The following is a 26,584-nucleotide window of genomic DNA, read 5'->3' on the forward strand; positions in this document are numbered from 1 at the left end:
TTTCTCTTATTTCTTGATTGATTGCAAAATTTTTACTAATCTTGTTCACCTCCGATAGAATTTAGCCAACACAAATATATAAATAAAAAAGGACGGTTTTAAGCCGTCCTCTATTACCAAAATCAAATGTAATAAAATTCATGACCAAACTAGCATTAATAGCTGTAAGGTGAGAAACGGCTGTTTCTTCTTGACATCAGTTATCTTATCATTATTCTTTTTTATTGTCAACACAATTCATTAATTTCTTTTAAATAAAATAATAGTTTTATATCTTTAACAAATAACCTAGTATTTTAATCACCTTAATGATTTTTGTAATTTAAAGAATTTATTTTTTTAGAATATCATTATAACTTCTATGTTCTTCTACTCTTTCACCAAAAACACTTTTTATAGTTTGAATAAATTCTTTATTAATACAATCTTCTTCATTATATATTTTTATTTTTTTGGGTGAATTAGTTATTAAACCACTAATAATAATATCTTCTGTATTTATTATTCCTTCTTCAGCCATATCTGTAATTTCATTTAAAAATTCCTTAAAGATATCAAGTCCTTTGGAATCTTTAACCTCATATAATCCATTTCTCTGAACTATTATATTTACTTCTTCCAATTTACAATCTTGTATACCAACAAAATACTTTAATAGTTTTATAAATTCATTATATTCTTTTTCAATCATATAATCTTCTACTACTTTATCTATAATACATTCTATATACTTTAATAAAGATTTCATTCTAAATGTTATAAAACCCTCTATGTTTATATAATCATTTTCTAATATAAATTCTTTTATATTCTCTATAATATCATTAACTTTATTTAAACAATAAAAATCTTTATCAGAACAAATCTTTTTCTCGCCTTTTAATATTTTATTTATGATTAAATCTATTTCCAATATTTCATCATGTTTTAAAAAGAAATAATTTTCATTCATATAATGAAGCATTTCCTTTTCTCTATAGTGTTCTATTATAACATTATAGATAACATTACTTATATATAACATTATGGTCTCTCTTACCTTTTCATCAAAGTTACTATTTTCATAGTATATTTTAACGAAGTGAGTTCCACATGAGATACTTTCTGACACACCAATTACAATTCCTTTACTTTTTAAAACACTTTTTATACTCTGTATGTCCTCTATTAATTTTTTTTCGTCCTCACAACATAATGTCATTAGAAGCATTTTTCTCACTCCTTTCTCTACTTTTAGTATGTATTAATTCATATCTAATATTCAAAAATATAAATTCATTAATCGACAATTTATTTATTTTTTTAGTAAAATTAAAATATAAAACTTTTGAATAAGGAGATTATTATGAGAACTTGTTTTGTTGATTATAGAATTTCAGAATTAGAAGAAAAAAAACTAAAAGATTTAAATATTAATATAATTAAGGTACCAAAACACCCTAAATTATATGATGCTATAAATGGTCATCCAGATATACAAATAAATGTACTTAATGAAAACACTCTCTTGTTAGCTAAAGATTCTTCTAAAGAATTGTTTAACTCTATTCCCAAAGAATTAAATATTATAAAAAGCTCTTACAACTTAGAAGATAAATATCCCGGAAATGTAATTTTAAATGCTGTAAACTTAAAAAATGATTTTATACACAATCTAAAATTTACTGACCTTAAACTAATTGAATTAGTAAAAGAAAAAAATTTAATAAATATAAAGCAAGGATATTCTAAATGTTCTATTGCTATAGTCTCTGAAAAAGCTTTAATAACTTCTGATAAAGGAATTTGTAAAGCCTTAAAACCTTATGGTTTTGATATCTTATTAATTCCTAGTGGTGATATTTCTCTTCCTGGTTTGAATTATGGTTTTATAGGTGGAACTTGCGGATTAATTTCAAAAAATAAAATGGCCTTCTTTGGTAACTTAGAAAATCATTCTTATGGAAATGAGATTAAAAATTTTTTATTAAAATATGATGTTGAACCAATTTATCTTTCTAATGGTAAATTAATAGATAGAGGTAGTATATTAACTATTTAACAATCACTATATTTTACTCAAAATAGTAATAAATGTTGATAAAATAGCATATAAATATTATTTTTTTATATTTATCACATTTATTGCTACAAATTCAATATATCTTTTTTCAAATAACAATTGGATAAATTTAATATTTTCTGAATTATTGTTTAATTCAATTCATACTTTTCCATGCCCATTGATTATACAATTAATACTATAGTAAAATAAATTTAAGTGGTAATTACAACTATGTATTAAAAGGGGGAAAAGTATGTTTTATTTAGGTATTGATGCAGGTGGAACCAAAACATCATTTATGCTTATAAACCATTTAGGAGAGGTTTTATCAACTCATACTAGTGGTACATGTCATATCCATCAAGTAGGTTTTGATGGTTTCAGAAAAGGTATTCAAGAGGGTATTGATAAAATTTGTAGCGAAATTAATATATACAGAAATGATCTTAGTTACTCATTTTTAGGTTTGCCTGCTTATGGTGAAAATGAAAACGAAAAATTAAAAATGAATTATATAGTAGCTGAAATCTTAGGAGAAAATAAATTTTCTTGTGGAAACGATATAGAAGTTGCCTTAGCTGGTTCATTAGCTGGTAAACCTGGAATATGTTTAATTCTAGGAACAGGAGCCATTGCATCTGGTATAACTACTGATTTAGAAACAGTAAGAACTAGCGGATGGGGATATATATGTGGTGATGAAGGATCTGCATATTGGATTGCTAAAAAAGGGATTGAAATCTTTGGAAAACAATCTGATCATAGATTAGAAAGAACTGTTCTCTATGATATATTTAAAAATGAATTAAAACTAGAAAATGATTTTGATTTAATATTCCTTATAAAGGACGAATATAAACAAGATAGAACTAAAGTTGCTAAACTTGCAATGTTAGTTTATAAAGCTGCTCTTAAAGGTGATAAATATGCCTTAGATATTTATAGACAAGCTGCTAAAGAATGTCTTCTAATGGTAAATGGAATAACTAGTCAACTTGAGTTTACAGGAGTATTAAACATCTCTTACTCTGGTAGTGTATTCAACTCAAAAGAATTTATCTTAGAACCATTAAGAAATTATCTTCAAGATAACTATACCGCATTTAATCTAACAGCACCTATACTTCCACCAATTAAAGGTGCTGCATTAAATGCCTTAAAACTTCACAGAGGAGAAATTCCATATGGTGTAGTTGATAATTTAGCTAAAGAACAAAAAGAAATTTTAGTATAATTTTAAAAGGAGCCTTATGAAAACAACTCATTAATAGAACTTATAAATAGTGTTAAGAGAAAATCTTAATACATTTATAAATTTTATCTTAGAGTTTCATAAAGCTCCTTTAATTTACTTAGAATCTACATAAAATTTAAAACTAATGCAGTTTTTATTGATACATTATTTTCTTTAACAAAGTTTTTAGCCTCTTTTCTAGGCACTTTAATAACTTCTATTTCTTCGTTTTCTTCTAAATTCTCTGTTGAAATATTTCCATAAACCTTCATTTTAACCACAGCTATAGACTCATCAGACATCCCTACTGAAGTATAACTAGGCTTTATTAAGCATTCGCTTTCACTAGCTAAAAGTCCAGTTTCTTCAAAAAGCTCTCTTGTAGCAGCCTTTATTGCATCTTCTCCATTGTCTATAAGTCCAGCTGGGAATTCATATATATAATCATTTATAGCAGGTCTAAATTGCTTTATCAAAACAAACTCATCATTTTCTGTTATTGGAATTATCATAACTCCATCTGCCTTATCATGATTATTAATAACGCAGCTTAAATCTTTTTCTGTTCTTCTACTTGCTATAAAATATTCCTTAGAATTTCCAACCTTATTCTCAATATCTAATTTATATAAGTTTAAAAACTTACAATCAGTTAATTTTTTTATATCTTTTATTTTCATCTTAATGCTCCTCTCACATTTTCATTTATAATTAGGCTTTAAATTAATGCAAATTAAAATATAACTATATTTTTAACTATGCTAATTTAATTTTACACATAAAAAGAATAAATATAAAGTTCTCATTATGTCTATCCTAAAAATATGATTAATTTTTCTTTAGTCTTAAGATTCATTTTTTAAAATATTATTTTCCTCACCATTATTAAAAATCATTTTATTTTCTTTACTAATTTTCATAATTATATTTCCACTTGAAAATTTTATATTAAATTTACTTTCTATTGGATTTACAAATTCTTCTTCCCAAAACCATACATATTTCCCAATAGTCTTTCTTATTATATTATATAGCTCTAAATTTATTATCTCATTATTTTTTAAGAAAACACTTTCTTTATTTTTTACTATCTTTTTATCTTCTAATAAAAATTCTATATATATTAATTCATCTTTACTTTTTATATAAAACCCTTCACCATTACAATTTATAAAATCAACTTTTTTATCCATTAACTTTATAGTATTTTTTATTAATTCCTTTAACCTCATCTTTTCTAAATCAATTCTACTTTCAAAGGAACTTATTCTTAAACTTAAATATGGAGTTATCTTCCATCCACTATTTATGTTTGATTTATTTTTATTGTTTTCTTGATTATTCCTTAGAATTAAATAAGTTAAACATAAAGATAAAACAATTATAATAGCTAAAAACATCATTACTCCTCCTAATAAGTTTATTTTTATATTATATCTATTTAAAATATAATTAATACATTATGTATCCTAATTTCCAACATATTTACAAGTTAGTCATTTTAATATTAGAATAATTATTTATAATAATATTAAATTATCAAAATATTAATTTACTTTTCTTATAAAATAAAACATATTATACTGTAAGTTATAATTTAATATATTATATGCTTTTAAAGAAATTTTATTGATACTTTATTAAATTATTAGTAAACATTTACTGCAAATTTATAATCTTATTTGTAGGATGTATTTTTATTATTGAAAAGTTTATCAAATTCCAAAAAGAAGTTGCTAATTATTGTTTATGCATAGTTATATGCAATAAATTAATACTATTTTAAAACAACAAAAAAACATCTATAAGGTTTCTTATAGATGTTTTTATGGAGGCGCCACCCGGATTTGAACCGGGGAATAAAGGTTTTGCAGACCTCTGCCTTACCACTTGGCTATAGCGCCATATATGGAGCGGGTACCGGGAATCGAACCCGGGTATCCAGCTTGGAAGGCTGGTGTTCTACCATTGAACTACACCCGCATTTGGAGCGGAAGACGAGACTCGAACTCGCAACTTTCACCTTGGCAAGGTGACACTCTACCATTGAGTCACTCCCGCAATAATGGTGGCTCGAGCAGGAATCGAACCAGCGACACGAGGATTTTCAGTCCTCTGCTCTACCGACTGAGCTATCGAGCCAAACGCCTTGAGTTTTTCAAGACATTTATTATTATATTAACTTAAAATTAATTTGTCAACTTATTTTTTATTTTTTTCTTCTATTTCTTTCTCTTCTGCTTTTTTCATTTCTTCTGAAACTTCATCAGCAATAGATTTTTCTTTTTCTTCTAATAATTTTCCTATATCTTCTTTTGTAAACTTATATGATTTATTACAGAAGTGACATTTTAATTCCTCTTCCTTACCTTCATCATATAATTCTTTTAAATCTTTATATCCTATACTTAATAATGCTCTCTCTACTTTTTCTCTTGAACAATCACATTTATATTTTGGAGTTTCTTCTTCTAATATTTTCAAATCCATTCCATCAAAAATGAATTCTATAACTTCTTCTATTGTTTTTCCTTCTGATAACATTGTAGTTAATGAAGGAATCTCATCTAATCTATATGTTAATAGATCACCTAAAAGTTCATCAGCACCTGGTAATAATTGAATTATAAATCCACCAGCTTTTTTTATTGAATGATCTCTATCTACTAATACTCCTAAGGCAACCGCTGAAGGTATTTGCTCTGAAGCTGTAAAATAATATGCTAAATCCTCAGCTATTTCTCCACTATATATAGGAACTTGTCCTACATATGGATCCTTTAATCCTAAATCTTTAATTACTGTTAATCCACCATTTTTACCAATAGCTTCTCCAACATTTAATTTACCATTCTCTGTGTTTAAAGGTAAATCAACATGTGGATTTCCTATGTATCCTTTAACACTACAATCTGAATAAGCAGTTACAGTAACTCCTTTAGCCATTCCTCCACCATTGATTTGTAAAGTTACAACCTCTTTATCTGATTTTAACATTGCTCCCATCATAGTTCCTGCTGTTAACATTCTTCCTAAAGCAGCAGCTGCTGTAGGTGTACAATCATGTATTTTTGAAGCCTCATTAACTAATTCTGTAGTTTCTGCTGCAAATATTCTTATCATACCATCTTTAGCTATAGCTCTTATTAATTTATCACTCATAATTTAATCCCTCCGTTATTTTTTTACTATATAAACTATTCTCTCAGTATTTCGTGTCAATTCATCTTCTGTGTAACCATTATGCTTTTCTTCTATTTTAAAGCCTATTACTTTAAGAATATTTTCTATTTCACTTTCCTTATAAGCTCTTTCTTCATGAACCTCTGTAAATCTTTCATACTTTTCTCCATCTTTCACAAAGAAATTTAAATTCATTTCAACTATTTCATCTTCAAAAATATTTTCCCAAGCATAAAATAATTCTTCACTATCATACGTGTAAACATTGTTGCCTAACACTTCTGATATTTTATAGTATGAATTTATATCAAATACAAATAAACCATCCTCTTTTAAATGATTATATACCCCTTTTAAATATTTTTCTACACTTTCATCATCTAAAATATAATTTGTTGAATCTAAAACACATGTTATTAAATCAAACTTTCTATTTAACTCTAACTCACACATGTCTTGACACACTATCTTACCTCTAACTCTATTTTCTCTAAGCTTTTTATCTGCTTCTATAAGCATATCCTGTGAAAGATCAACAAAATAATTTTCTTTGAAGGATTTTCCTACATAAACACCAACATTTCCTGTGCCACAGGCTAAATCTAAATACATTTCTTTATTAATATTATACTTATCACATTTAGATAAGACATATTGTGCTATGTTCTCATAGTTTACATCTTCATATATAAGTTCATCATACACTTTTGCCATCATCTTATAACTCTTCATAATAATTAAAATCCCCCATATATTATTCTACCTAAAAATTATATACTTTTTTTATTTTTCGTCAACGTGAGTTTTTTTCCTACCTAGTATTTCATCATTGCTAGGTAATTTAAGTTCTTTTTTTCTCTTAGTCATTAACCCACCAATTCTTCCTGTTTCTTCAGCAGTTAATCCTCCCCATCCAAATTTATCAACCTTATTACTTAATCCTAATTCTTCAGCTATTTCATATTTCATTTTTTCTCTTAATTTTTCTGCTGGTGTTAATTCCTTGTTAGTTTTTATTTTTCCTTTTATAATTTTTTTTAATGGTGTCTTGCTCATATTCTTCCCCTACCTTAAGTTTATTTTAAAACTATTATTCCCACTATAAGCTTAAATATTCATATTTTATCAAATTTGAAAGTTAACTTACTCAAATCCTTCAAATTAATCTTAAAATATACTTGATAAAGTGTTTGTCATTGAACTATATTTAATATATATAAATAGAATATATTAAGATTATATTTAGGAGGGATATTGTGTACAATGTAGCAATAGTTGGGGCAACAGGAAATGTCGGAAGAAAATTCCTTGAAATCCTAGAAGAAAGAAATTTCCCAGTTAAAGAATTATATTTATTTGCATCAAAAAAATCAGCGGGAAAAACTTTAAAATTTAAAGGTAAAGATGTATTAGTTGAAGAATTATGCGAATCTAATATTAAAAACAAGAAAATAGATTTTGCATTATTCTCAGCAGGAGGAAGTGTAAGCTTAGAATTTGCTCCTATTTTCGCAAAACATGGAGCAGTAGTTATAGATAATAGTAGTGCTTGGAGAATGGATAAAGAAGTTCCTTTAGTAATACCTGAAGTAAATCCAGAGGATGTAAAATGGCATAAAGGTATTATTGCTAATCCAAACTGTTCTACAATTCAAGCTATAGTAGCTTTAAAACCACTATATGATAAATACGGTATAAAAAGAATAGTTTACTCAACTTACCAAGCAGTTTCAGGAGCTGGAATTCAAGGTATATTAGATTTACAAGAAGGAACTACAAAAAAATTCCCATATCCTATATTAGGTAACGTAATTCCTCATATAGATGTATTCTTAGATAATGGATATACAAAAGAGGAAATTAAAATGATTGAAGAAACAAAAAAAATACTTCATGATGATACCTTAAGAATAACTGCCACTACAGTTAGAGTGCCAGTTTTAAATGCCCATAGTGAAAGTATCAATGTAGAACTTAATTCTGAATTTGAACTTGAGAATGTTATAGATTTATTTAATAATTCAAATGGAATAATAGTTCATGATGATTTAGAAAACTTAAAATATCCTACTCCACTTGAACTTAGTGGAAGAGATGAAGTATTCGTTGGAAGAATAAGACGTGATTTTAGCTTAGATAATGGTCTTAACCTTTGGGTTGTGGCTGATAATATAAGAAAAGGGGCAGCTCTTAATGCAATTCAAATTGCTGAAATACTTATAGATGAAAAATAATTTATTTTGGAGGTAATACCTATGTTTAAAGGATCTTGTGTAGCTTTAATAACACCTTTTACTGAAGATGGTGTTAATTATGAAGAGCTAAGAAAATTATTAGAATGGCACATTAAAAATCATACTGATGCTATTTTAGTTTGTGGGACTACTGGTGAAGGTTCTACTATGACTTTAGAAGAAAAGAAAGAAGTTATAAAATTCTCTGTAGAAGTTGTAAATAAAAGAGTTCCTGTAATAGCTGGAACTGGAACAAATAATACTAAGGCTTCAATAGAATTAAGCCAATATGCTGAAAAAGTTGGCGCTGATATGGTATTAATAATAACTCCATATTATAATAAAACTTCTCAAAAAGGATTATATGCTCATTTTAGTGCTATAAATGATGCAATAAGTATTCCTATTATGCTTTATAATGTTCCATCAAGAACTGGAATGAATATAACTCCATTAATGCTTGATAAACTTTCAGATTTAAATAATGTAATTGCTATAAAAGAAGCTAGTGGAGATCTTTCACAAGTAGCTAAAATGGCTGAATTATGTGGTGATAGAATTGCTATTTATTCAGGAAATGATGATCAAATAGTTCCAATTTTATCTTTAGGTGGAGCTGGTGTGGTTTCAGTTTTAGCAAATATTCTTCCTGAAGAAACTCACAATATATGTGAAAAATATTTCTTAGGAGAAGTTATTGAATCACGCAATCTTCAACTTCAATATCTTTCATTAGCAAATTCTTTATTTATAGAAACAAATCCAATCCCAGTTAAAACAGCTATGAATTTAATGAATTTTAACTGTGGACCATTAAGATTACCTTTGTGTGAAATGGAAGATTCTAATTTAGAGATACTAAAAGAAAACTTAAAAGTTAATGGTTTGATAAAATAATATATTATATGATAAGCATAATCGCCTTTATATGGTTATGCTTATTTAAAACTAATATCGGAGGTACCAATTATGGTTAAAGTTATATTAAATGGTTGTTCAGGAAAAATGGGTAGCGTAATTTCAAACTTAGCTGAAACAAAATTTCCTAATGTTGAAATAGTTGCTGGTATAGATAATAACACTAAAGTTCAAAGATCTTACCCAATCTTTGCAAAACCAGAAGATTGTAATGTTGAATATGATGTACTATTAGATTTTTCAAGAGCTGATGCTTTAAAAAGCTTAGTAGAATTTTCAAAGAAGACTAAGAAACCACTTATACTATGTTCAACAGGATACACTCCTGAAGATTTAAAATTTATAGAAGAATCTTCAAAAGAAATTCCTATTTTTAGATCTGCTAACATGAGCATAGGTATTAATTTAGTAAATAATTTATTAAAAAAAGTAGCTCCAGTTCTTTATGAAAACTTTGATATAGAACTTGTAGAAAGACATCATAATCAAAAGGTTGATGCTCCAAGTGGAACTGCCCTTTTATTAGCTCATACTATTCAAGACTCTCTTAATGAAGAAACAAAATTACTTTATGGAAGAGAAGGAATTGCTAAAAGAGAAAAAAATGAAATCTGTGTAAATACAGTAAGAGGCGGCGGAATAATAGGAGATCATGAAATTATTTTTGCTGGTGATGGTGAAGTTATAGAAATAAATCACAAAGCTATTTCAAGAGATGTTTTTGCTATAGGTGCTTTAAAAGCATGCGAATATATGGCTGATAAAACTAAAGCTGGAAAATACTCAATGGATGATGTTTTACAACTAAACTTCTAATAAAAATTTCATAAAACATTGAAACATACTTTGTTTTAAAATATCATTAATTTATATGTGTAGATTTAAATATATCTAAGAAATCAAAGTTAACTTTAAACAAAGTAAAATAATAAAACTTATAAATATATTTTCAGAATTATTTAACTTCTCTTAATACTATTTATAAGTTTTATTTTTAATGTAATTTTATATAATTTATTTTTTACTGTTTTAAATCATATTTTATCTAAAACATATCTTACTTTTTTAGACTTTTTACAAAAGCCTCTAATTTATCTAAAGCTCTTTCAAGTTCATCTTTACTATAACAATAAGATATTCTAATGTATCCTTCGCCACCCTTTCCAAAGGCATCTCCTGGTACACAGGCAACTCCACCTTCCTCAAGTAATCTATGGCAAAATTCTTCTGATGTTAATCCAAATTTGCTTATATTAGGGTAAATATAAAAAGCTCCTTTAGGTTTTTCTACTTCCAATCCTATATCTATTAATCTTTTATAGGTAAAATTCATTCTTTCTTTAAAAGATTCATTCATATTTTCAACATCATTCATACAAGATTTTAATCCTTCTAAGGCTCCCCATTGAGAAATAGATGTTGCACATGAAGAATTATATTGATGAACTTTTATAATTTGATCATATATTTCCTTAGTACATGCTACATAGCCAATTCTAAGGCCTGTCATTGAAAACATCTTAGAGAATCCACTTACATATATTAATTTTTCTTTTATCTCTCTACATTGAGCTACAGAGTAATACTCTTCTTCAAAACAAAGTGATGAATAAATTTCATCAGTTAATACTAATATATCATTCTCTTTTATAATTTCTACTAACTCATCTCTACTTTTTTTACTAAGTAATGCTCCTGTAGGATTACATGGATAAGAAAGTACTAAAAGTTTTCCACCTTGTTTTATCCCTTCTTTTAAACTCTCTATATTAACTGAAAAATCTTCATTCAAATCGTAATTTATAACTTCACATCCTATTATTTTGCTTATACTTTCATAAGCTGGATATGCAATTGACGGAACCAAAACCTTCTCTCCTGGATTTAAAGCAGCTGTCATAGCTGCATATAACCCTTCACTTCCACCTACAGTTATAATTATTTCATCCTTACTAAAATCAATATCAAAAGTATTCTTTAATAAACTTGATATTTCTTCTCTCAGTTCAACTATACCTGCATTAGCTGTGTATGTTGTTTTTCCCTCTTCAATAGCCCTTATCATAGCTCCTTTAACTTTTTCTGGAACAGGAAAATCTGGTTGTCCTAAAGTTAATGATATCGCTTTTGGGAATTTTACAACCTCATTATAGAATTTTCTTATTCCTGATATTTCTACCCCAATAACATTTTTATTCATTAAAATTCTATCCCCTCTCTAGCTGGAACTCCTTTTTTATAATAATGCTTAATTTCTCTCATCTCTGTTATTAGATCAGCTTTTTCCATTATTTTTTCTGGTACATTTCTACCTGTAAGTATTAATTCCATATCTTTAGGCTTATTTTCAATTAACTCTAAAACTTCATCTTCTCCTATAAAACCTCCAGAAATTGAAGCCATTATCTCATCTAAAATTAATATATCACATCCTCTATTTTTAACTAGTTCTTTTACAAAATCAAATCCTACTCTAACCTCTGATTTTAACTGAGCTAATTGCTCCTCATTTAATTCCCAAGTAAAACCTTTTACCTTTTCAAATCTTAATATCTCTAAATTATCAAATTTCTTAGCAGATTCTAACTCACCTGTTTTCCATGATTTAAGAAATTGAACCACCTTTACTTCCATACCATCACCTGCAGCTCTAAAAGCTAATCCCATTGCTGCTGTAGTTTTCCCTTTTCCATTTCCAGTATATACTTGAACATATCCTTCTTTAAGTCTTGTCATATTTTATCACTCCTTTGAATTATATTTTATAATATATTATCTATTTATTAAATAATATAAATTTTACGTTTTTCTCTTTTATTGATAATCATTTTTGTTTATAATAATTTATATTGTATATTATATTTTAATAAATATATAAACAAAATGCATTATAAATAGAAAGGATGTAATTTAATATGAGTTATAACTTTACAGATCCATATGAAATTGCTAGATTCATAAAGGAAGTAAAAAAATCAACTCCTGTTAAAGTTTATCTTAAAGGTAACTTAGAAGGTGTAGAATTAGGTTCAATAGAATGTTATGGAAATAATGATTTCTATGTATTATTTGGAGAAAGTGATGAAGTTGCTAATTTCTTAACAGAAAATAAAGATAAAATAGTAAGCTTTAGACTTGAAAATGATAGAAGAAATTCAGCTATTCCAATGTTAGACCTTTTAAACATAAACGCTAGAATCGAACCTGGCGCAATAATAAGAGACAGAGTATCAATTGGAGATAACGCTGTTATAATGATGGGTGCTGTCATAAACATAGGAGCTGAAATAGGCGAAAGTACAATGGTAGACATGAACGCTGTTATTGGTGCTAGAGGAAAACTTGGAAAAAGAGTTCACTTAGGTGCTGGAGCTGTTGTTGCTGGTGTTTTAGAACCACCTAGCAAAACTCCATGTATAATAGAAGACGATGTTTTAATAGGAGCTAACGCCGTTATTCTTGAAGGTGTTAAAATAGGAAAAGGTGCTGTTGTTGCTGCTGGATCAGTTGTAGTTGAAGATGTACCTGCTGGCGTAGTTGTAGCTGGAACTCCTGCTAAAATAATTAAATCTGTTGATGAAAAAACTAAAGATAAAACAGAAATACTAGATGATTTAAGAAAATAATAAAAATAGCCATGAGGATTTATTCTCATGGCATTTTTTTATTAAGAAATTTCTTCACCTGATTCACTTTGTTCTGATTCACCAGCTACCTTTTCCATTTTAGAAATTGAAACTTCATATGCTATTTTCCTAACAACTTCAGTTTCAGATATTTTCTTTTGATATTCTCTACTTTGAAGTCTTCCCCAAATTCTTATATTATCCCCCACTTCTAATGTTTTACAGAATCTTGAGTTTCTTCCCCATGCTATAGTTGGTATATAATCTGATTTATTATAAGATCTATTTACAGCCAATAATAAATCAGCAATTTCTCTTCCAAATGGAGTTGTTCTATAAACTGGCTCCTTACAAATAAATCCATCTAAGAAAATTTCATTAGGATTTTTACTTCTTTCTTCACAGTATTCTATATTCCTTGCAAAAACTGTTAAAATAAGCTTATTATTTCCATCTATGAATTTGTTATAACTTCTTAATTGCCCTTCAACTAATATTTCAGTTCCAATTTTTAAATCCATAGTTGTTATTAATCTCTCTGATACAGTAATATTTAATAAGTCCTTTGAATCACTTAATCTCATAACCTCTAAGTTAAATGTATAGAAACCCTCTCCATACATTTCGTGACTGAACTCTAATTCTGAAACTACAGTTCCTTCTAAATAAATTTTGTTGTTTAACATTAAATTATCCATTTTAACCTAAACCCCTCTCCCCATTAGTGTTTAATCATATAAGTTTAATATGTTTTTTATATTTATCTGTATATTTAATAACTATTTCCATTATAATACATTTTGTTCAACGATTTCAACCATTATTTTGTTTCGTTTTAATTAACAATTGTTTTCCATTGTCATCTATTTCATAATTATTTTCATATATTATGTCACTTATTTTAACAAATTCATATCCTTGTGATTTTAGTTTTGGAATTATTTCCTTGAGATTCTCCACAGTATATTTACCATTATTATGATATAAAAGTATTGACCCACCTTTTACATTATTAATTACCTTTTTATACTCCTTCTCTTTACTCTCTCCCTTCCAATCAACACTATCAACATCCCATTGGATACTCTTGTATTGTAACCCTTCAACAATGCTTAAACTTTCTTGATTATATGAACCACTAGGAAATCTAAATAAATTTGTCTTTACTCCAACTTCCTTTTCTATTATTTCTTCTGTTTTTTTAACCTCTTCAATGATTCTATCTTTTCCTATATTCTTAAAATCAGGATGTACATAACTATGATTTCCTATTTCATGTCCTCTTTTATAAATTTCTACTAACTTTTCCTTATTACCTTCAGGATATATTACCCATTTACCCATTACAAAAAATGTAGCTTTTATATTATTTTCATCCAATAAATCTAAAATTTCATATAAATAATCATTTTCTGCCCAATTTACATCAAAAGTAAGAGAAATTTTTTTATCCTCTCTATCCACACAATGAATCGGCTTATTAACTTTTGCAAAAACATTACTAGGCAATGTAAATATGGCAATTATCACAATTAAAGTAATAGTAGTAATAAAATTTTTAAAAACAAAAAAATTATTATTTTTCAAAGTATTCACTCCTTGATATTTAATATTAATCAAATAACTTTATTATCTTAAAACATATATGGTATAATAGGATTATTATTTCAAAACAGTTATGGAGGAAAACATAAATGTATGATAGCACATTAGAATTAGCTGAGAATAAATTACTTCTTTTATATATAATAAAATCCATAAAATATCCTATATCTAATACACAATTAACAGATATAGTTTTAGAAAATAGTTTTATAAATTATTTTATGTTACAGCAATATGTATCTGAATTAATTTCTTCTGAGTTCTTAGAATATAAGAAACAAGATGATAATAAAGAAATCATAGTACTTACGGAAAAAGGAGATAAAGTACTATTCTTCTTCAAAGATAGAATATCTCCAAACAAATTAAAGCTTATAGATGAATATGTACGCAAGCACGTTGAAAAAATAAAAAAAGAATTAAGTATATCTGCTGATTATACTGTTGGAGAAGACAGTTCCTTCATAGTAAATCTTAAAGCAATAGAAAATAATACTATTCTAATTGATTTAAATGTAAGCGTTCCTTCCAAAACTGAAGCAAAATCTATTTGCAACAAATGGGAAAATAATTCTTCCTATATATATAACAAAATAATTAATGCTCTTATAGAAGATTAATAATCCTGCTATTATTATTAGCAAAAATCGCTATAAAATTTATATAATTTAGGGGGAAAATATAATTGTTTAAAAAACATAATTTTCACTTTAATTGGCTCCCACTAATATTAATATCAACACTTTCAATCATGTTAATTTTTAATATTAGGAGTATTTTAGGTGAAGGTATTAGACCATTTTTATCCGTTTTAACACCATTTTTTTGGGCTTTTGGTATAGCTTATTTAATAAATCCTCTCATGATGCTCATAGAAAAAAGGTTTAAGCTTAAGAGAGCTTTTTCATTAATGATAAGCTATATTTTAGTTATAATATGTGTTTACATATTAATTGCTATTATTGTTCCTACAATATTTGATAGTTTGTCAGAATTATTTAGCAATCTTAGTGAATATGCATCTTCTGCTGAAAAGTGGATTAACAGCACCTTAGCGAATATGAATATTCCTTTAGATTTAAATCACTTAAATACTTCTGCTGGAGAATTTATTTCTAAGACATCAACCTTGCTATCTAATATAGTAGGTAGCTTGTTAACTCAAACTATAAAAATAACTTCATCCTTTGTTAAATTTGTATTTGGATTTATTATTTCAATCTACATGTTAATGGATAAGGAAACTTTAATTAAAGGATGTAAAAAAATTATAGTTGCAGTTATGCCATCTAAAAAATCTTCAGAACTTTTTATTAGTTTCATGGCAGAAGCTCACAATATTTTTAGTAGATTTATAATAGGTAAAATTATAGATTCACTTATAATAGGTGTACTTTGTTATATAGGTTTATTATTAATGGGTACTCAATATGCAGTACTTATTTCTTTCATAGTTGGATTAACAAATATGATTCCATATTTCGGTCCATTTATAGGAATGATTCCTGCATTTTTATTAACACTTATTGTTCAACCATCTATGGCAATATGGGTTCTTTTATTCATATTTATACTCCAACAATTTGATGGTTGGTACTTAGGTCCAAAAATATTAGGAGATCAAGTAGGTGTTTCTCCATTATTCATAATATTTGCTGTCACAGTTGGTGGCGGAATATTTGGTGTTTTAGGAATGTTCTTAAGTGTTCCTATAATAGCATTAATAAAAATATATACTGAGAAATTCATTGAATACAGATTAGAAAATAAAAAACAAAATTTAAGTGAATAAAATAAGTGGGATATATAAAAGTATCCCACTTATTTTTATATCTTTTTATTATTCAACTAATTGTTAATAATCATTTAAATATGATGTTAAGACGTAACTATTATGTTATTATTAAATAATTAAGTTTTAGATACTAATTAAAACGTTTAAATAAATTATAAAAAGGAGTACTTATGGATAAAAATAAACACTTTAATTTTAGTAAAAAACAAAAAATAACTATATTTTCCCTATTAATTATCCTTATATTAATTGCATCTATAGTAGTTTTTTTTGTTTTTAGATTTTATAATCAATCCTATGAAGGAAATACGGATCCTGCAAAAGTTAATACTGTAGATGAAAATATTAAGTTTAAAGAGATTTCTGGGGTAACAAATATTCTTTTACTTAGCAGTGATGCTAGACCTGGTGAAGATGTATCTAGATCAGATTCCATAATGATCTTAACAATAGATAATATCAATAAAAAATTAAAAGTAACTTCTTTGATGAGAGATATGCTAGTAAAAATAGATGGTCATGGTGAAGAAAAACTAAACCATGCATTTGCTTATGGCGGTCCTACTAAAACAATTGAAACTATCCAAAATAATTTTGGTATAAAATTAAATAACTATATAATCGTAGATTTTAGTGCTTTTGTTAATGTCATAGATGCTATAAACGGAATTGAAGTAACAATTAAAGATTATGAACTTGATGAACTTAATAAATATATTATAGATGGTGGAGGTTCTGAAAAAGATTTACTTCCTCAACCTGGCACTTATAATCTTAATGGTTATCAAGCATTATCTTATGCTAGAATTAGAAAAATTGGTAACGGTGAATATGAAAGAACTGAAAGACAGAGAGCTATTCTTCAAGTTGCTTTAGAAAAAATTAAAGATATGTCAACAGTTAAACTTGTTTCTCTACTTAATGAACTATTCCCATATGTTAAAACTAATATTTCCTTAGGAAATGCTATGGATTATGGATTTACAACTTTAAATGTAGGTAAAAATTGCAATTTTGAAATAGACCAATTTAGAGTTCCTATAGACAGTATTTCAAAAGGTGGAATTCTTAATGATAAAGGTTGGGTATTCGTTATAGATAAAGTTGAAACATCAAAAGCTCTTCAAGAGTTCATATTTAACGATAATAAAAATTATGAGCCTGATACTAGCAACTTCAACTCTATAATAGAACAATATTTTAATGACTATGATATTAAAGATGATACTACTCATCCTGATTATGAATATATACCTAGTATAAATACTACTGGAAATTTTGAAAAACCTAAAAACAATTCAAGTAATAGTAGTAACAATAATTCTAATAACAACAATAAAATAGAAAAACATTCTAGTCAAGGAAATAATCATAACTCTTCTCGTAAGCCAACTATTGAAAATAGTTCTACTGATAATAATTCTACTAAAAAACCTAATATTTCAGAAAAGCCAAATACTCCACACGAATCTCCAACACAGCAACCAACTGAAGATAATGAAGTTGGTGTAGATGGAGAATCATCTAACTCTCCATCTACAGATAAAAATGCTTCTTCTGAAAACAATAATAATCAAGAAAACTAATAGAGAGTTATATAGAAACTAAACTTATTAGCTTTAAATTTCTATATAACTCTCTTTTTATATCATTATGTATATAATATTACAGAAAAAAATCTACTAATAATCACATTTGACAATGTGTTTTTTTAGATATTTCATCATAATACTGAGATTGTTTTTCTTTACTAAATATTATTTCTAAAACATCCCCAGACTGAATTTTAACTTCTCCATTTGGTATTATTTCATCTGATCCCCTAAAAATAGTTATTATTAAACTACCCTCAGGCCATTTCACATCTTTTATAAGTTTCCCATCTAATTCAGAACCAATCTTTACTTCAAAATCAAAAATCTCTTTTTTCTTTGTACCAGCATTAAACTTAATATTCATTCTTTCTAATAATTTCTCTAATAAACTTTCATAAATAGGCTTATTATTAAGCATATCAGAAACTAAATATGCCACAGTAACTGTTATAGCTACTGGTAATAAATGTTTAAAAGTACCTGTCATCTCTGTTATAAGCATTAATCCAGTAATAGGAGCCTTAACTATAGATGCAAATTGTGCCGCCATAGCTAGTACTATAAAGTTAACTATTAAAGAATCGCTTATTCCTAAATACTTGTTTAAAAACAATCCAAATATAGCTCCTACTAAAGCACCTATAGCTAATAAAGGAAAGAAAATTCCTCCTGGAACTCCTGATGAGTAACTAAAGAACGTAAATATAAATTTTATCACTAAAATTACTATTAAAAGCTTTATTGCAATATTATTTCCTATCACACTTTCAATTAAAGAATCTCCTCCATCAATTACTTGTGGAATTGTTAAAGCTAAAATTCCAGTCATAACAAAAGGAATGATTGTTTTAAATTCAACAGGAATTTTTTTCAAAGTCTTCACATAAAAATCTTGTGTTTTTAAAAGTCCTTTATTAAAAATCCATCCTGTTCCCCCTAATATTGCTCCTAGTATTAATAATGTCCAATAATATTGTATTGGCAATGAATTTATAGGCGGTATTTTTATACAAAAATCATTTCCCAAAATAAGATTATCTATAAAAACTCCTGTAAGAGAAGCTGAAAGTGCAGCTAACATAACTGGTAAAGAAAAACTTCTATGTACTTCTTCAAGAGCAAATATAGCTCCTGATAGGGGTGCATTAAATATTACAGCAAGACCTGAACTTGCTCCCCCCGTTATTAATAATCTCTTTTCAAAGTCACTTCTTTTAAATATTTTTGCAAATCCTTCTCCTATTGATGCTCCAATTTGTACTGAAGGTCCCTCTTTACCTATTGAAAGACCAGACGCCATACATATTATTCCACCAATAAACTTATCTCTAAATACTCTTAGCCAGTCTACAGTTATTTTTCCACTTAACTCTCCTTCAACCTGCGGAATACCACTTCCACCTATCATAGGATTCTTTTTAACTATAATTCCAACTATAAAGCCTAAAAATATAAGAACTAAAAATAAAGGAATTATAAGCTTTGGATTTTCTCTTGTATATAAATATAACTTGTTAAATCCATTTACTCCAAATCCTATTATTGTTTTATAAATCATTATTACAATTCCAACAATTATTCCTACTAATATTCCTTGCACTATTATTTTAAACTCTAAATTATTTAATCCACTTATCTCTTTATCTTTATCCATATTAATCACATCCATAACATTCTATTAATAAATTATATATCTTTTATTAACAATAGTTCAAATTATATTTTTCTAATTTATCTAGTTAAATACAATTTAGCTAGTTAAATACAATTTATATACTCAAGGCTAATACTTTATACTTCTTAATGATGTATTTTCATTATTTCTTATGGTTTTTCTCATATCTCCAACCATATATAGAGAACCACAAATTAATAATAAGTCATCCTCATTAGTAAGATAATATGCTTTGTTATACGCCTCTTTATAATCCTTAAATTTAAAGGCTTCTTTCCCATATTTTTTTACTTTAATATATAAATTTTCAATATCCTCTGCTCTATCACTATGTGGTTCAACTATAACTACCTTATCTACTCCTTTAGTTATTTCTTCTACCATTTCATCTACTTGTTTATCACCTAAAACGCCTAATATTAATGTTATATTTTTAAAATCAAAGTATTTATCTATGCTATTTCTTAAACTTCTTATTCCATCAATATTATGAGCTCCATCTATAACAACTAATGGAATCTCATTTAACACTTCCATTCTTCCAATCCATCTTACTTTTTTAAAACCATTCTTAATAGACTTATTGCTTATGTTTACTCCATTATTTCTTAACTTATTTATGGTTTTTAGTGCTACTAAAAAATTCTTTACTTGATGATCTCCAAGTAAACCTAAATCTATTTTTAAAATTTCATTTTCTACTGAAACTTCTATTTTCTGAACATGATTTTTCTTATCTATAACTATATTTTTTATATCATCAATATTAACAACCTCTAAGTCACAACCTAATTGATTACATCTCTGTTTTATTACTTCCAACGCCTTCTCTTCTTGTGGATAAGATATTACAGGTATACCCTTCTTTATTATTCCACACTTTTCTTTTGCAATTTCCTCTATGGTATTTCCTAAAATATTCATATGATCTAAACTTATTGAAGTAAGTACAACTATCTCAGGAATAACCACATTGGTTGCATCTAATCTTCCACCTAAACCAACTTCTAAAATAGCATAATCTACTTTCTTTTTTGAAAAATAATAAAACATTAAAGCAGTTATTATTTCAAACTGAGTAGGACTTTCATACCCAAGCTCTATAACTTTGTCTATAGCCTTTCTAACGTCTGCCATAAGATTTGCTAAATCATCTTTATTTATATTCTTACCATTAATCTGTATTCTCTCTTCAAATTCTTCTAAATAAGGTGATGTGTACATTCCAACCTTAAAGCCAGCTTCCTTTAAAACTGAACTTATCATAGCAGTAGTTGATCCCTTGCCGTTTGTTCCCCCAATATGTATAAACTTAGTACCCTTATGTGGATTCCCTAAAAACTCCAAAATCTTTTCTATTCTATCTAATCCTAAATTCATTCCAAACCTTGATGCAGTAACAATATATTCCATAGCTTCATCATAATTCATCATTCCTATAGCCCTCCTAAATATAATAATAGAGTGTGTATCAAACTAACATAATAAAGTTAATTATCAACACACTCTCTAGATTTAGCAAATATTTATTTTTTAACTAGAACATAAAGAATATCTTAATGAGTAATTAGTGTTTCATTATCTATGTAAGAATAATAGAAATACTTTACGAAATTAAGTAATTCTTTGATTCTAGTAAAAAATAATACGCTAAATATTATTGTAAAGCTTGTATTCTTTCTAGAACAGCCTCTAACATTTCTTTATATTTAACACCTTTTTCTCTTTCTTCATTAACAACAGCCTCTGGTGCTTTGCTTACGAATCTTTCATTAGAAAGCTTCTTCTCAACTCTTAAGATTTCTCCCTCAAGTTTAGTTTTCTCTTTATTTAATCTTTCTAATTCTTTTTCTCTATCAACTAAGTCAAGTAATGGTAAGAATAATTCTCCACCCTTAACAACTACTGATACTAAGTTATTATCTAAGTTATCTTTATTATCTAAGAAAGTAACTTCTGATGCAGATGCAAGCTTTTCTAAGTAAGCTCCACCATTTATGAATGCATCTTTAGCCTCCTCTGAAGCATAAGCCATAACCTTAGCTTTTCTTGAAGGTGGTACATTCATTTCAGCTCTTAAGTTTCTTAATGATTTTATAGCTTCCATTATGAATGTCATGTCCTTCTCAGCTTTTTCGTTATTTAAAGCTTCATCATATTCTGGCCAAGTAGCTATTGTAATTGATTCAGTTTCTGTACTTAAGTGAGTATATATTTCTTCTGTTATGAAAGGCATTACTGGATGTAATAATTTTAATCCTGTATTTAATACAGTATAAAGCACATTAAATACTACTCCCTTAGCTTTTTCATCATCACCATATAATACTGGTTTAACTAATTCTATATAGTAATCACAGAACTCTGTCCATAAGAAATCATGTACTTTTTGAAGAGCTATTCCTAACTCATATTTTTCCATGTTTTCTGTAACTTCTTTGATTAATGAGTTCATTCTTGATAATATCCATTGATCTGCTAAGCTATATTCTTTACAGTCTTTGTATTTATCCATAAGCTCTCTATCTAAGTTCATCATAACGAATCTTGAAGCATTCCAAATCTTATTAGCAAAGTTTCTTGCAGCTTCAACTCTTTCAGGAATATATCTTATATCATTTCCTGGAGCATTTCCTGTTACTAACATGAATCTTAATGCATCAGCACCATATTCATCTATAACTTCTAATGGATCAACACCATTTCCTAAAGACTTACTCATTTTTCTTCCTTGAGCATCTCTTATGATACCGTGAATTAATACTGTATCAAATGGAGTTTCTCCCATGTTATGGATACCTGAGAATATCATTCTAGCAACCCAGAAGAATATTATATCGTATCCTGTAACCAATGTTGATGTTGGATAGAAGAATTCTAAATCATCAGTTCTATCAGGCCATCCTAAAGTTGAGAAAGGCCATAAAGCTGAACTGAACCAAGTGTCTAAAACGTCTTTATCTTGTTCTATGTTCTCTGATCCACATTTGCAGCACTTAGTTGGATCTTCTAATTCAACCATTATTTCTCCACAATCTTTGCAGTAGAATACTGGTATTCTGTGACCCCACCATAATTGTCTTGAAATACACCAATCTTGAATATTTTCCATCCAGTTGAAGTAAGTCTTTTCAAATCTTTCTGGAACAAATTTAGTTCCTTTATTTCTAACAACCTCTATAGCAGGATCTGCTAATGATTGCATTTTTACATACCATTGTTTTGATATGATTGGCTCTACAACTGTACCACATCTATCATGAGTACCAACATTGTGAGTATGAGGTTTTATTTTAACTAATAATCCTAACTCTTCTAAATCAGCAACCATTTGTTTTCTAGCTTCATATCTATCTAAGCCTTTATATTTTCCACCCAGGTGGTTTATTACACCACTATCATCCATAACTCTTATTTGTGGTAAGTTATGTCTCTTACCAACTTCAAAGTCATTAGGATCGTGAGCTGGAGTTATTTTAACTGCTCCTGTTCCAAATTCTACATCAACATAATCATCAGCGATTACAGGTATTTCTCTATCAGTTAAAGGTAATTTTAACATTTTACCTACTAAGTGAGAATATCTTTCATCACTTGGATTAACTGCTACAGCACTATCTCCAAGTAAAGTTTCTGGTCTAGTTGTAGCTATTTCTAAGAATTCATCTGAACCAACTACTGGGTATTTAATATGCCAGAAGTTTCCTTCCTTTTCTTCATACTCTATCTCAGCATCTGATAAAGCAGTTTGACACTTAGGACACCAGTTAGTTATTCTGTTTCCTTGGTATATTAAACCTTCTTTATATAATTTAACGAATACGTGTCTTACAGCCTTACTTAAGTTTTCATCCATTGTGAAAGCTTCTCTTGTAAAGTCAGCTGAACATCCCATTTTCTTAAGTTGTTCTCTTATTCTTTCTCTATATTCATCTGTCCATTCCCAAACTTTTTCTAAGAAAGCTTCTCTTCCCATTTCTTTCTTATAAAGACCTTCTTTTAAAAGTTCATTTTCAACTTTAACCTCAGTTGCTATACTAGCATGGTCTTGTCCTGGTAACCATAAAGTGCAATATCCTTGCATTCTCTTAAATCTTATAAGCATATCTTGAAGTGTATTATCAAGTGCATGACCTAAATGTAATTTACCAGTTATATTTGGCGGTGGCATTATTATAGTATAAGGTTTTTTACTCTTATCTACTACAGGAGTAAAATACTTCTTTTCTTGCCAATTGCTATAAAGTCTTTCTTCAAACTCTTTAGGATTATACGTTGTAGAAATATTCTTATTATCCATTAGACTTACCTCCTTAAAACTTAAACACAATTTTATGTATTTATTTAAAACATTCCAAAAGCTATCTTGAAATGCCTTTTAACAATTATTTTTATTTATAATCTATTTTAAATGAATATTTATTTTAGTTAGCCATTTAGATTTATATTAAAATTCTATATAGAAACAAACACTAATTTAAAATATTCCTTTATCTTAAAGTGGTTTTAAGCAATAAAAAAAGCCTCCATCCACAAAAGGACGAAAACTCGCGGTACCACCTTTTTTCTCTCATAATAAGAGCTCTCTAAAATTAACGACTGAATTTGCCGTCTTTGATTACTTTAATAATTTCACCAAAGAAACTCAAAAGCTACCTTCAAGATATCAAACTTAGAAATCTTCCACCCAAGGATTTCCTCTCTGAAAGCTCTTCCTATCTTTACTCCTCTTTATCACTGTTTGTATAATCATTTAAATTATAGATATATCTTATACTATTATTTTAACATATGTCAAGTAACTCTAATCAAATATAATATAAATTTATAATATTTTTAGTCTTAAATATAATCATATAATTTACGCATTGATCAAATTATTCAATATTTTCAATCTGTGAATATAATCCCAAAATAAGTTAATAATTAAAATAGATATTATTTAGGAGGTCAAAAATGAGTAACTTTTCTAAAGGTAATGAATTATACAATACTAGAAATTATTCTGACGCTATAAATTATTATAAAAAGGCTTTAGATAATGATGAGTGTAAATGCCATAGTTACTATAACGCTGGTGTTTGCTATATTAAACTAAATCAATATGAAAAAGCTATTGAAATGATAACTAAAGCTTTAGATCTATACCAAGATTCAAAATATTTTTTCAACTTAGCTTATTGTTATTCAATGACAAATAATACTTCTAAAGCTTTAAGATATTTTAATCTAGCTTGGGCATTAGACAATGCAGATAATGATTGTGAAAAAGCTATAAGTTTAATTTTATCAAAAATCTCAAAATAAAATTTATAACACACTTAATCCCCATTTATAATTAAAATTACATAAGTAAAAGTTCGATTTTAAAAAATATATAAAAAATCTAATCTCCCCTAAAACTTAAATAAAACTTACAAATAATATTAAGATAAATTTAATTCTCTCCAAAATATATTTGTAAGTTTTATTGTATTTTCATATGGCTTATTATCTTACCATTCACCTATTATTTTTCCATCTCTATGTGATTCACTATTTTTTTTGCTATCAAAATAATTTCCTGCTTTACCAAAGGTAGAATCAATAGTTATCCACTGATTTTTTTCTGGTAAATAAACCTCATTCCAAGAATGTGGTCCCCATTCCTTTCCATTGAAGCCTTCTCCGGTTACCATTCTAACTTTAAGACCTGCTTCTCTTGCCATAGCAACATAAAGACAAGAATAATCAAAGCATATCCCTTCTCTAGTTTCAAAAGCTTCAATAGCTCCAGACTTATACTGTGAAGTTTTTTTACTTATATTTTTAGCTTTATCATAATCATAATTAATATTTTCACTTATCCAAGTATATATTTTTTTAGCTTTTTCTCTACTATTTTTTGTATTTTTAGTAAGTTCCTTAGCTTTTTTATCAATAGCTTCGTTTGATTTTATACCTTGTTCTATAGTTACTCCATTATAAAGATTTATAACATTTTCATTACTTTCAACCACTTTTTCATTTATTGGCTCTTTATTAATTTCATCTACAGGATATATACTCTTACTAATAACATCTTTATATTCATCATGAAAAGCTTCATATTCTTTGTTTAAAGCAGCATAGTACTTATTACTATTTATAATCTCATATGCCTTTGAAGTTAAAGTTAAGCCTTCCATTTTCTCTCCTAAGAAACCATTGCTTCCTAGAATAACAATAACTAAAGCAATTACTGCCATATAAAAAAGAGACTTTGGTATGTTTATTATTAAAGCTGCAACTTTTCCAAATCCCTTACCACTTCTAGACTCTTCTTTCTTTAACCATCTTAGTATTGGATTTAAAATAATAAAATTAAATATTTTAAGTATAATTTTTACTATAAAATAAATTACAAGCGTAAGAGCTAATACTATTAATATCATTATAACCTGCGGTGAAATATTAAAATTAGATATAATATTATTGAATTCAACAACTGCAATTGAAAACATCCTCTCTATTATATCTATCTTTTTTATAGCTATAAAACTTAAGTATAAAGCAAGAAAAAATGATATATATCCTCCCAATTCTTCTATGCTCTTTTTTATTCTAATAATATTAAACTTTCTTTTGTAAGCAACTACTAATGGCAGTATAAAAGAACAAACTATAATTATATCTACTAAGTTAAAATTCATTTTA

24 protein-coding genes, 4 tRNA genes and 2 other annotated features are annotated in these 26,584 nt (G+C 27.3%); of the genes, 10 read left to right on the plus strand and 18 right to left on the minus strand.

The window, feature by feature from the left end; translation table 11 throughout:
* Positions 1-78: 78 nt before the first annotated feature.
* Positions 79-198, minus strand: a sequence feature (ribosomal protein L20 leader region).
* Between the two features lie 133 nt (positions 199-331).
* A complete protein-coding gene (gene ytxC, locus Q1J60_RS00215; RefSeq protein WP_300256932.1) occupies positions 332-1,210 on the minus strand; it encodes a putative sporulation protein YtxC in 879 nt (292 codons plus the stop codon).
* Between the two features lie 135 nt (positions 1,211-1,345).
* Between ytxC and Q1J60_RS00220 the strand changes: the two genes are divergently transcribed.
* Together Q1J60_RS00220 and Q1J60_RS00225 are read left to right on the plus strand one after the other, a co-directional pair.
* A complete protein-coding gene (locus Q1J60_RS00220; protein ID WP_300256934.1) occupies positions 1,346-2,041 on the plus strand; it encodes a DUF6873 family GME fold protein in 696 nt (231 codons plus the stop codon).
* Positions 2,042-2,297: 256 nt separating this feature from the next.
* Positions 2,298-3,278, plus strand: coding sequence for an N-acetylglucosamine kinase (locus Q1J60_RS00225; protein WP_300256935.1), 981 nt, complete (start codon positions 2,298-2,300; stop codon positions 3,276-3,278).
* A 125-nt stretch (positions 3,279-3,403) separates the two neighbouring features.
* Here the strand turns inward: Q1J60_RS00225 and Q1J60_RS00230 are convergent, their stop codons facing one another.
* The 9 genes from Q1J60_RS00230 to Q1J60_RS00270 form a co-directional block, all read right to left on the minus strand.
* Positions 3,404-3,958, minus strand: a complete 555-nt coding sequence (locus Q1J60_RS00230) for an NUDIX hydrolase (protein ID WP_300256937.1) — start codon at positions 3,956-3,958, stop codon at positions 3,404-3,406.
* 165 nt (positions 3,959-4,123) lie between these two features.
* Positions 4,124-4,678 carry a hypothetical protein gene (locus tag Q1J60_RS00235; protein ID WP_300256939.1) on the minus strand — a complete coding sequence of 185 codons (555 nt, stop codon included), beginning with the start codon at positions 4,676-4,678 and terminating at the stop codon, positions 4,124-4,126.
* 429 nt (positions 4,679-5,107) lie between these two features.
* Positions 5,108-5,182, minus strand: a tRNA-Cys gene (locus Q1J60_RS00240).
* A gap of 5 nt (positions 5,183-5,187) precedes the next feature.
* Positions 5,188-5,261: transfer RNA gene (locus Q1J60_RS00245), tRNA-Gly, on the minus strand.
* 3 nt (positions 5,262-5,264) lie between these two features.
* Positions 5,265-5,339 (minus strand) — tRNA-Gly (locus Q1J60_RS00250).
* 5 nt (positions 5,340-5,344) lie between these two features.
* Positions 5,345-5,420: transfer RNA gene (locus Q1J60_RS00255), tRNA-Phe, on the minus strand.
* 60 nt (positions 5,421-5,480) lie between these two features.
* Positions 5,481-6,440 carry an Hsp33 family molecular chaperone HslO gene (gene hslO, locus Q1J60_RS00260; protein WP_300256941.1) on the minus strand — a complete coding sequence of 320 codons (960 nt, stop codon included), beginning with the start codon at positions 6,438-6,440 and terminating at the stop codon, positions 5,481-5,483.
* 15 nt (positions 6,441-6,455) lie between these two features.
* On the minus strand, positions 6,456-7,193 hold the full coding sequence (locus Q1J60_RS00265) for a class I SAM-dependent DNA methyltransferase (protein ID WP_300256944.1): 738 nt from the start codon (positions 7,191-7,193) through the stop codon (positions 6,456-6,458).
* 51 nt (positions 7,194-7,244) lie between these two features.
* Positions 7,245-7,517 carry an alpha/beta-type small acid-soluble spore protein gene (locus tag Q1J60_RS00270; RefSeq protein ID WP_300256946.1) on the minus strand — a complete coding sequence of 91 codons (273 nt, stop codon included), beginning with the start codon at positions 7,515-7,517 and terminating at the stop codon, positions 7,245-7,247.
* A gap of 200 nt (positions 7,518-7,717) precedes the next feature.
* Between Q1J60_RS00270 and Q1J60_RS00275 the strand changes: the two genes are divergently transcribed.
* The 3 genes from Q1J60_RS00275 to dapB all read left to right on the plus strand — a co-directional run bounded on the left by Q1J60_RS00275 (position 7,718) and on the right by dapB (position 10,429).
* Positions 7,718-8,695: an aspartate-semialdehyde dehydrogenase gene (locus tag Q1J60_RS00275; RefSeq protein WP_300256948.1), complete on the plus strand. Its 978-nt coding sequence runs from the start codon at positions 7,718-7,720 to the stop codon at positions 8,693-8,695.
* A gap of 21 nt (positions 8,696-8,716) precedes the next feature.
* Positions 8,717-9,592, plus strand: a complete 876-nt coding sequence (gene dapA / locus Q1J60_RS00280; RefSeq protein ID WP_300256950.1) for a 4-hydroxy-tetrahydrodipicolinate synthase — start codon at positions 8,717-8,719, stop codon at positions 9,590-9,592.
* A 72-nt stretch (positions 9,593-9,664) separates the two neighbouring features.
* Positions 9,665-10,429: a 4-hydroxy-tetrahydrodipicolinate reductase gene (gene dapB, locus Q1J60_RS00285; RefSeq protein ID WP_300256951.1), complete on the plus strand. Its 765-nt coding sequence runs from the start codon at positions 9,665-9,667 to the stop codon at positions 10,427-10,429.
* Positions 10,430-10,670: 241 nt separating this feature from the next.
* On the opposite strand, the gene Q1J60_RS00290 is transcribed toward dapB, so the two are convergent.
* Positions 10,671-11,813 carry a pyridoxal phosphate-dependent aminotransferase gene (locus Q1J60_RS00290; RefSeq protein ID WP_300256953.1) on the minus strand — a complete coding sequence of 381 codons (1,143 nt, stop codon included), beginning with the start codon at positions 11,811-11,813 and terminating at the stop codon, positions 10,671-10,673.
* Complete coding sequence (locus tag Q1J60_RS00295; protein ID WP_300256955.1) at positions 11,813-12,349, minus strand: cob(I)yrinic acid a,c-diamide adenosyltransferase; 537 nt, start codon at positions 12,347-12,349, stop codon at positions 11,813-11,815. The genes Q1J60_RS00290 and Q1J60_RS00295 overlap by 1 nt, the downstream gene beginning before the upstream one ends.
* Positions 12,350-12,528: 179 nt before the next feature.
* Between Q1J60_RS00295 and dapD the strand changes: the two genes are divergently transcribed.
* Positions 12,529-13,239 (plus strand): 2,3,4,5-tetrahydropyridine-2,6-dicarboxylate N-acetyltransferase, encoded by a 711-nt coding sequence (gene dapD, locus Q1J60_RS00300; RefSeq protein WP_300256958.1) that lies wholly within the window; start codon positions 12,529-12,531, stop codon positions 13,237-13,239.
* Positions 13,240-13,280: 41 nt separating this feature from the next.
* Here dapD and Q1J60_RS00305 read toward each other — a convergent pair whose 3' ends face one another.
* Both Q1J60_RS00305 and pdaB read right to left on the minus strand, forming a co-directional pair.
* Complete coding sequence (locus tag Q1J60_RS00305) at positions 13,281-13,937, minus strand: single-stranded DNA-binding protein (RefSeq protein WP_300256960.1); 657 nt, start codon at positions 13,935-13,937, stop codon at positions 13,281-13,283.
* A 115-nt stretch (positions 13,938-14,052) separates the two neighbouring features.
* Complete coding sequence (gene pdaB, locus Q1J60_RS00310) at positions 14,053-14,826, minus strand: polysaccharide deacetylase family sporulation protein PdaB (protein ID WP_300256962.1); 774 nt, start codon at positions 14,824-14,826, stop codon at positions 14,053-14,055.
* A 107-nt stretch (positions 14,827-14,933) separates the two neighbouring features.
* On the opposite strand from pdaB, the gene Q1J60_RS00315 reads away from it, so the two are divergent.
* The 3 genes from Q1J60_RS00315 (at position 14,934) to Q1J60_RS00325 (ending at position 18,225) form a co-directional block, all read left to right on the plus strand.
* Positions 14,934-15,464: a DUF4364 family protein gene (locus Q1J60_RS00315; RefSeq protein ID WP_300256964.1), complete on the plus strand. Its 531-nt coding sequence runs from the start codon at positions 14,934-14,936 to the stop codon at positions 15,462-15,464.
* 65 nt (positions 15,465-15,529) lie between these two features.
* Positions 15,530-16,636 (plus strand): AI-2E family transporter, encoded by a 1,107-nt coding sequence (locus Q1J60_RS00320; protein ID WP_300256966.1) that lies wholly within the window; start codon positions 15,530-15,532, stop codon positions 16,634-16,636.
* A gap of 173 nt (positions 16,637-16,809) precedes the next feature.
* On the plus strand, positions 16,810-18,225 hold the full coding sequence (locus Q1J60_RS00325) for an LCP family protein (protein WP_300256968.1): 1,416 nt from the start codon (positions 16,810-16,812) through the stop codon (positions 18,223-18,225).
* 103 nt (positions 18,226-18,328) lie between these two features.
* Here Q1J60_RS00325 and Q1J60_RS00330 read toward each other — a convergent pair whose 3' ends face one another.
* From Q1J60_RS00330 to Q1J60_RS00340, 3 genes are all read right to left on the minus strand, one after another.
* Positions 18,329-19,888: a ClC family H(+)/Cl(-) exchange transporter gene (locus Q1J60_RS00330; RefSeq protein ID WP_300256970.1), complete on the minus strand. Its 1,560-nt coding sequence runs from the start codon at positions 19,886-19,888 to the stop codon at positions 18,329-18,331.
* Between the two features lie 129 nt (positions 19,889-20,017).
* The gene (locus Q1J60_RS00335; RefSeq protein ID WP_300257179.1) at positions 20,018-21,340 is read right to left on the minus strand and encodes a bifunctional folylpolyglutamate synthase/dihydrofolate synthase; all 1,323 of its coding nucleotides are present in this window, start codon (positions 21,338-21,340) and stop codon (positions 20,018-20,020) included.
* 226 nt (positions 21,341-21,566) lie between these two features.
* The gene (locus Q1J60_RS00340; protein WP_300256972.1) at positions 21,567-24,209 is read right to left on the minus strand and encodes a valine--tRNA ligase; all 2,643 of its coding nucleotides are present in this window, start codon (positions 24,207-24,209) and stop codon (positions 21,567-21,569) included.
* Between the two features lie 233 nt (positions 24,210-24,442).
* Positions 24,443-24,656, minus strand: a binding site (T-box leader).
* Positions 24,657-24,865: 209 nt separating this feature from the next.
* Between Q1J60_RS00340 and Q1J60_RS00345 the strand changes: the two genes are divergently transcribed.
* A complete protein-coding gene (locus Q1J60_RS00345; RefSeq protein WP_300256974.1) occupies positions 24,866-25,216 on the plus strand; it encodes a tetratricopeptide repeat protein in 351 nt (116 codons plus the stop codon).
* A 188-nt stretch (positions 25,217-25,404) separates the two neighbouring features.
* Here the strand turns inward: Q1J60_RS00345 and Q1J60_RS00350 are convergent, their stop codons facing one another.
* Positions 25,405-26,580 carry a transglutaminase-like domain-containing protein gene (locus Q1J60_RS00350; protein WP_300256976.1) on the minus strand — a complete coding sequence of 392 codons (1,176 nt, stop codon included), beginning with the start codon at positions 26,578-26,580 and terminating at the stop codon, positions 25,405-25,407.
* Positions 26,581-26,584: the final 4 nt, after the last annotated feature.

Origin of the sequence: Clostridium sp., from assembly GCF_029258205.1 — a bacterium.
Lineage (GTDB): Bacteria > Bacillota > Clostridia > Clostridiales > Clostridiaceae > Sarcina.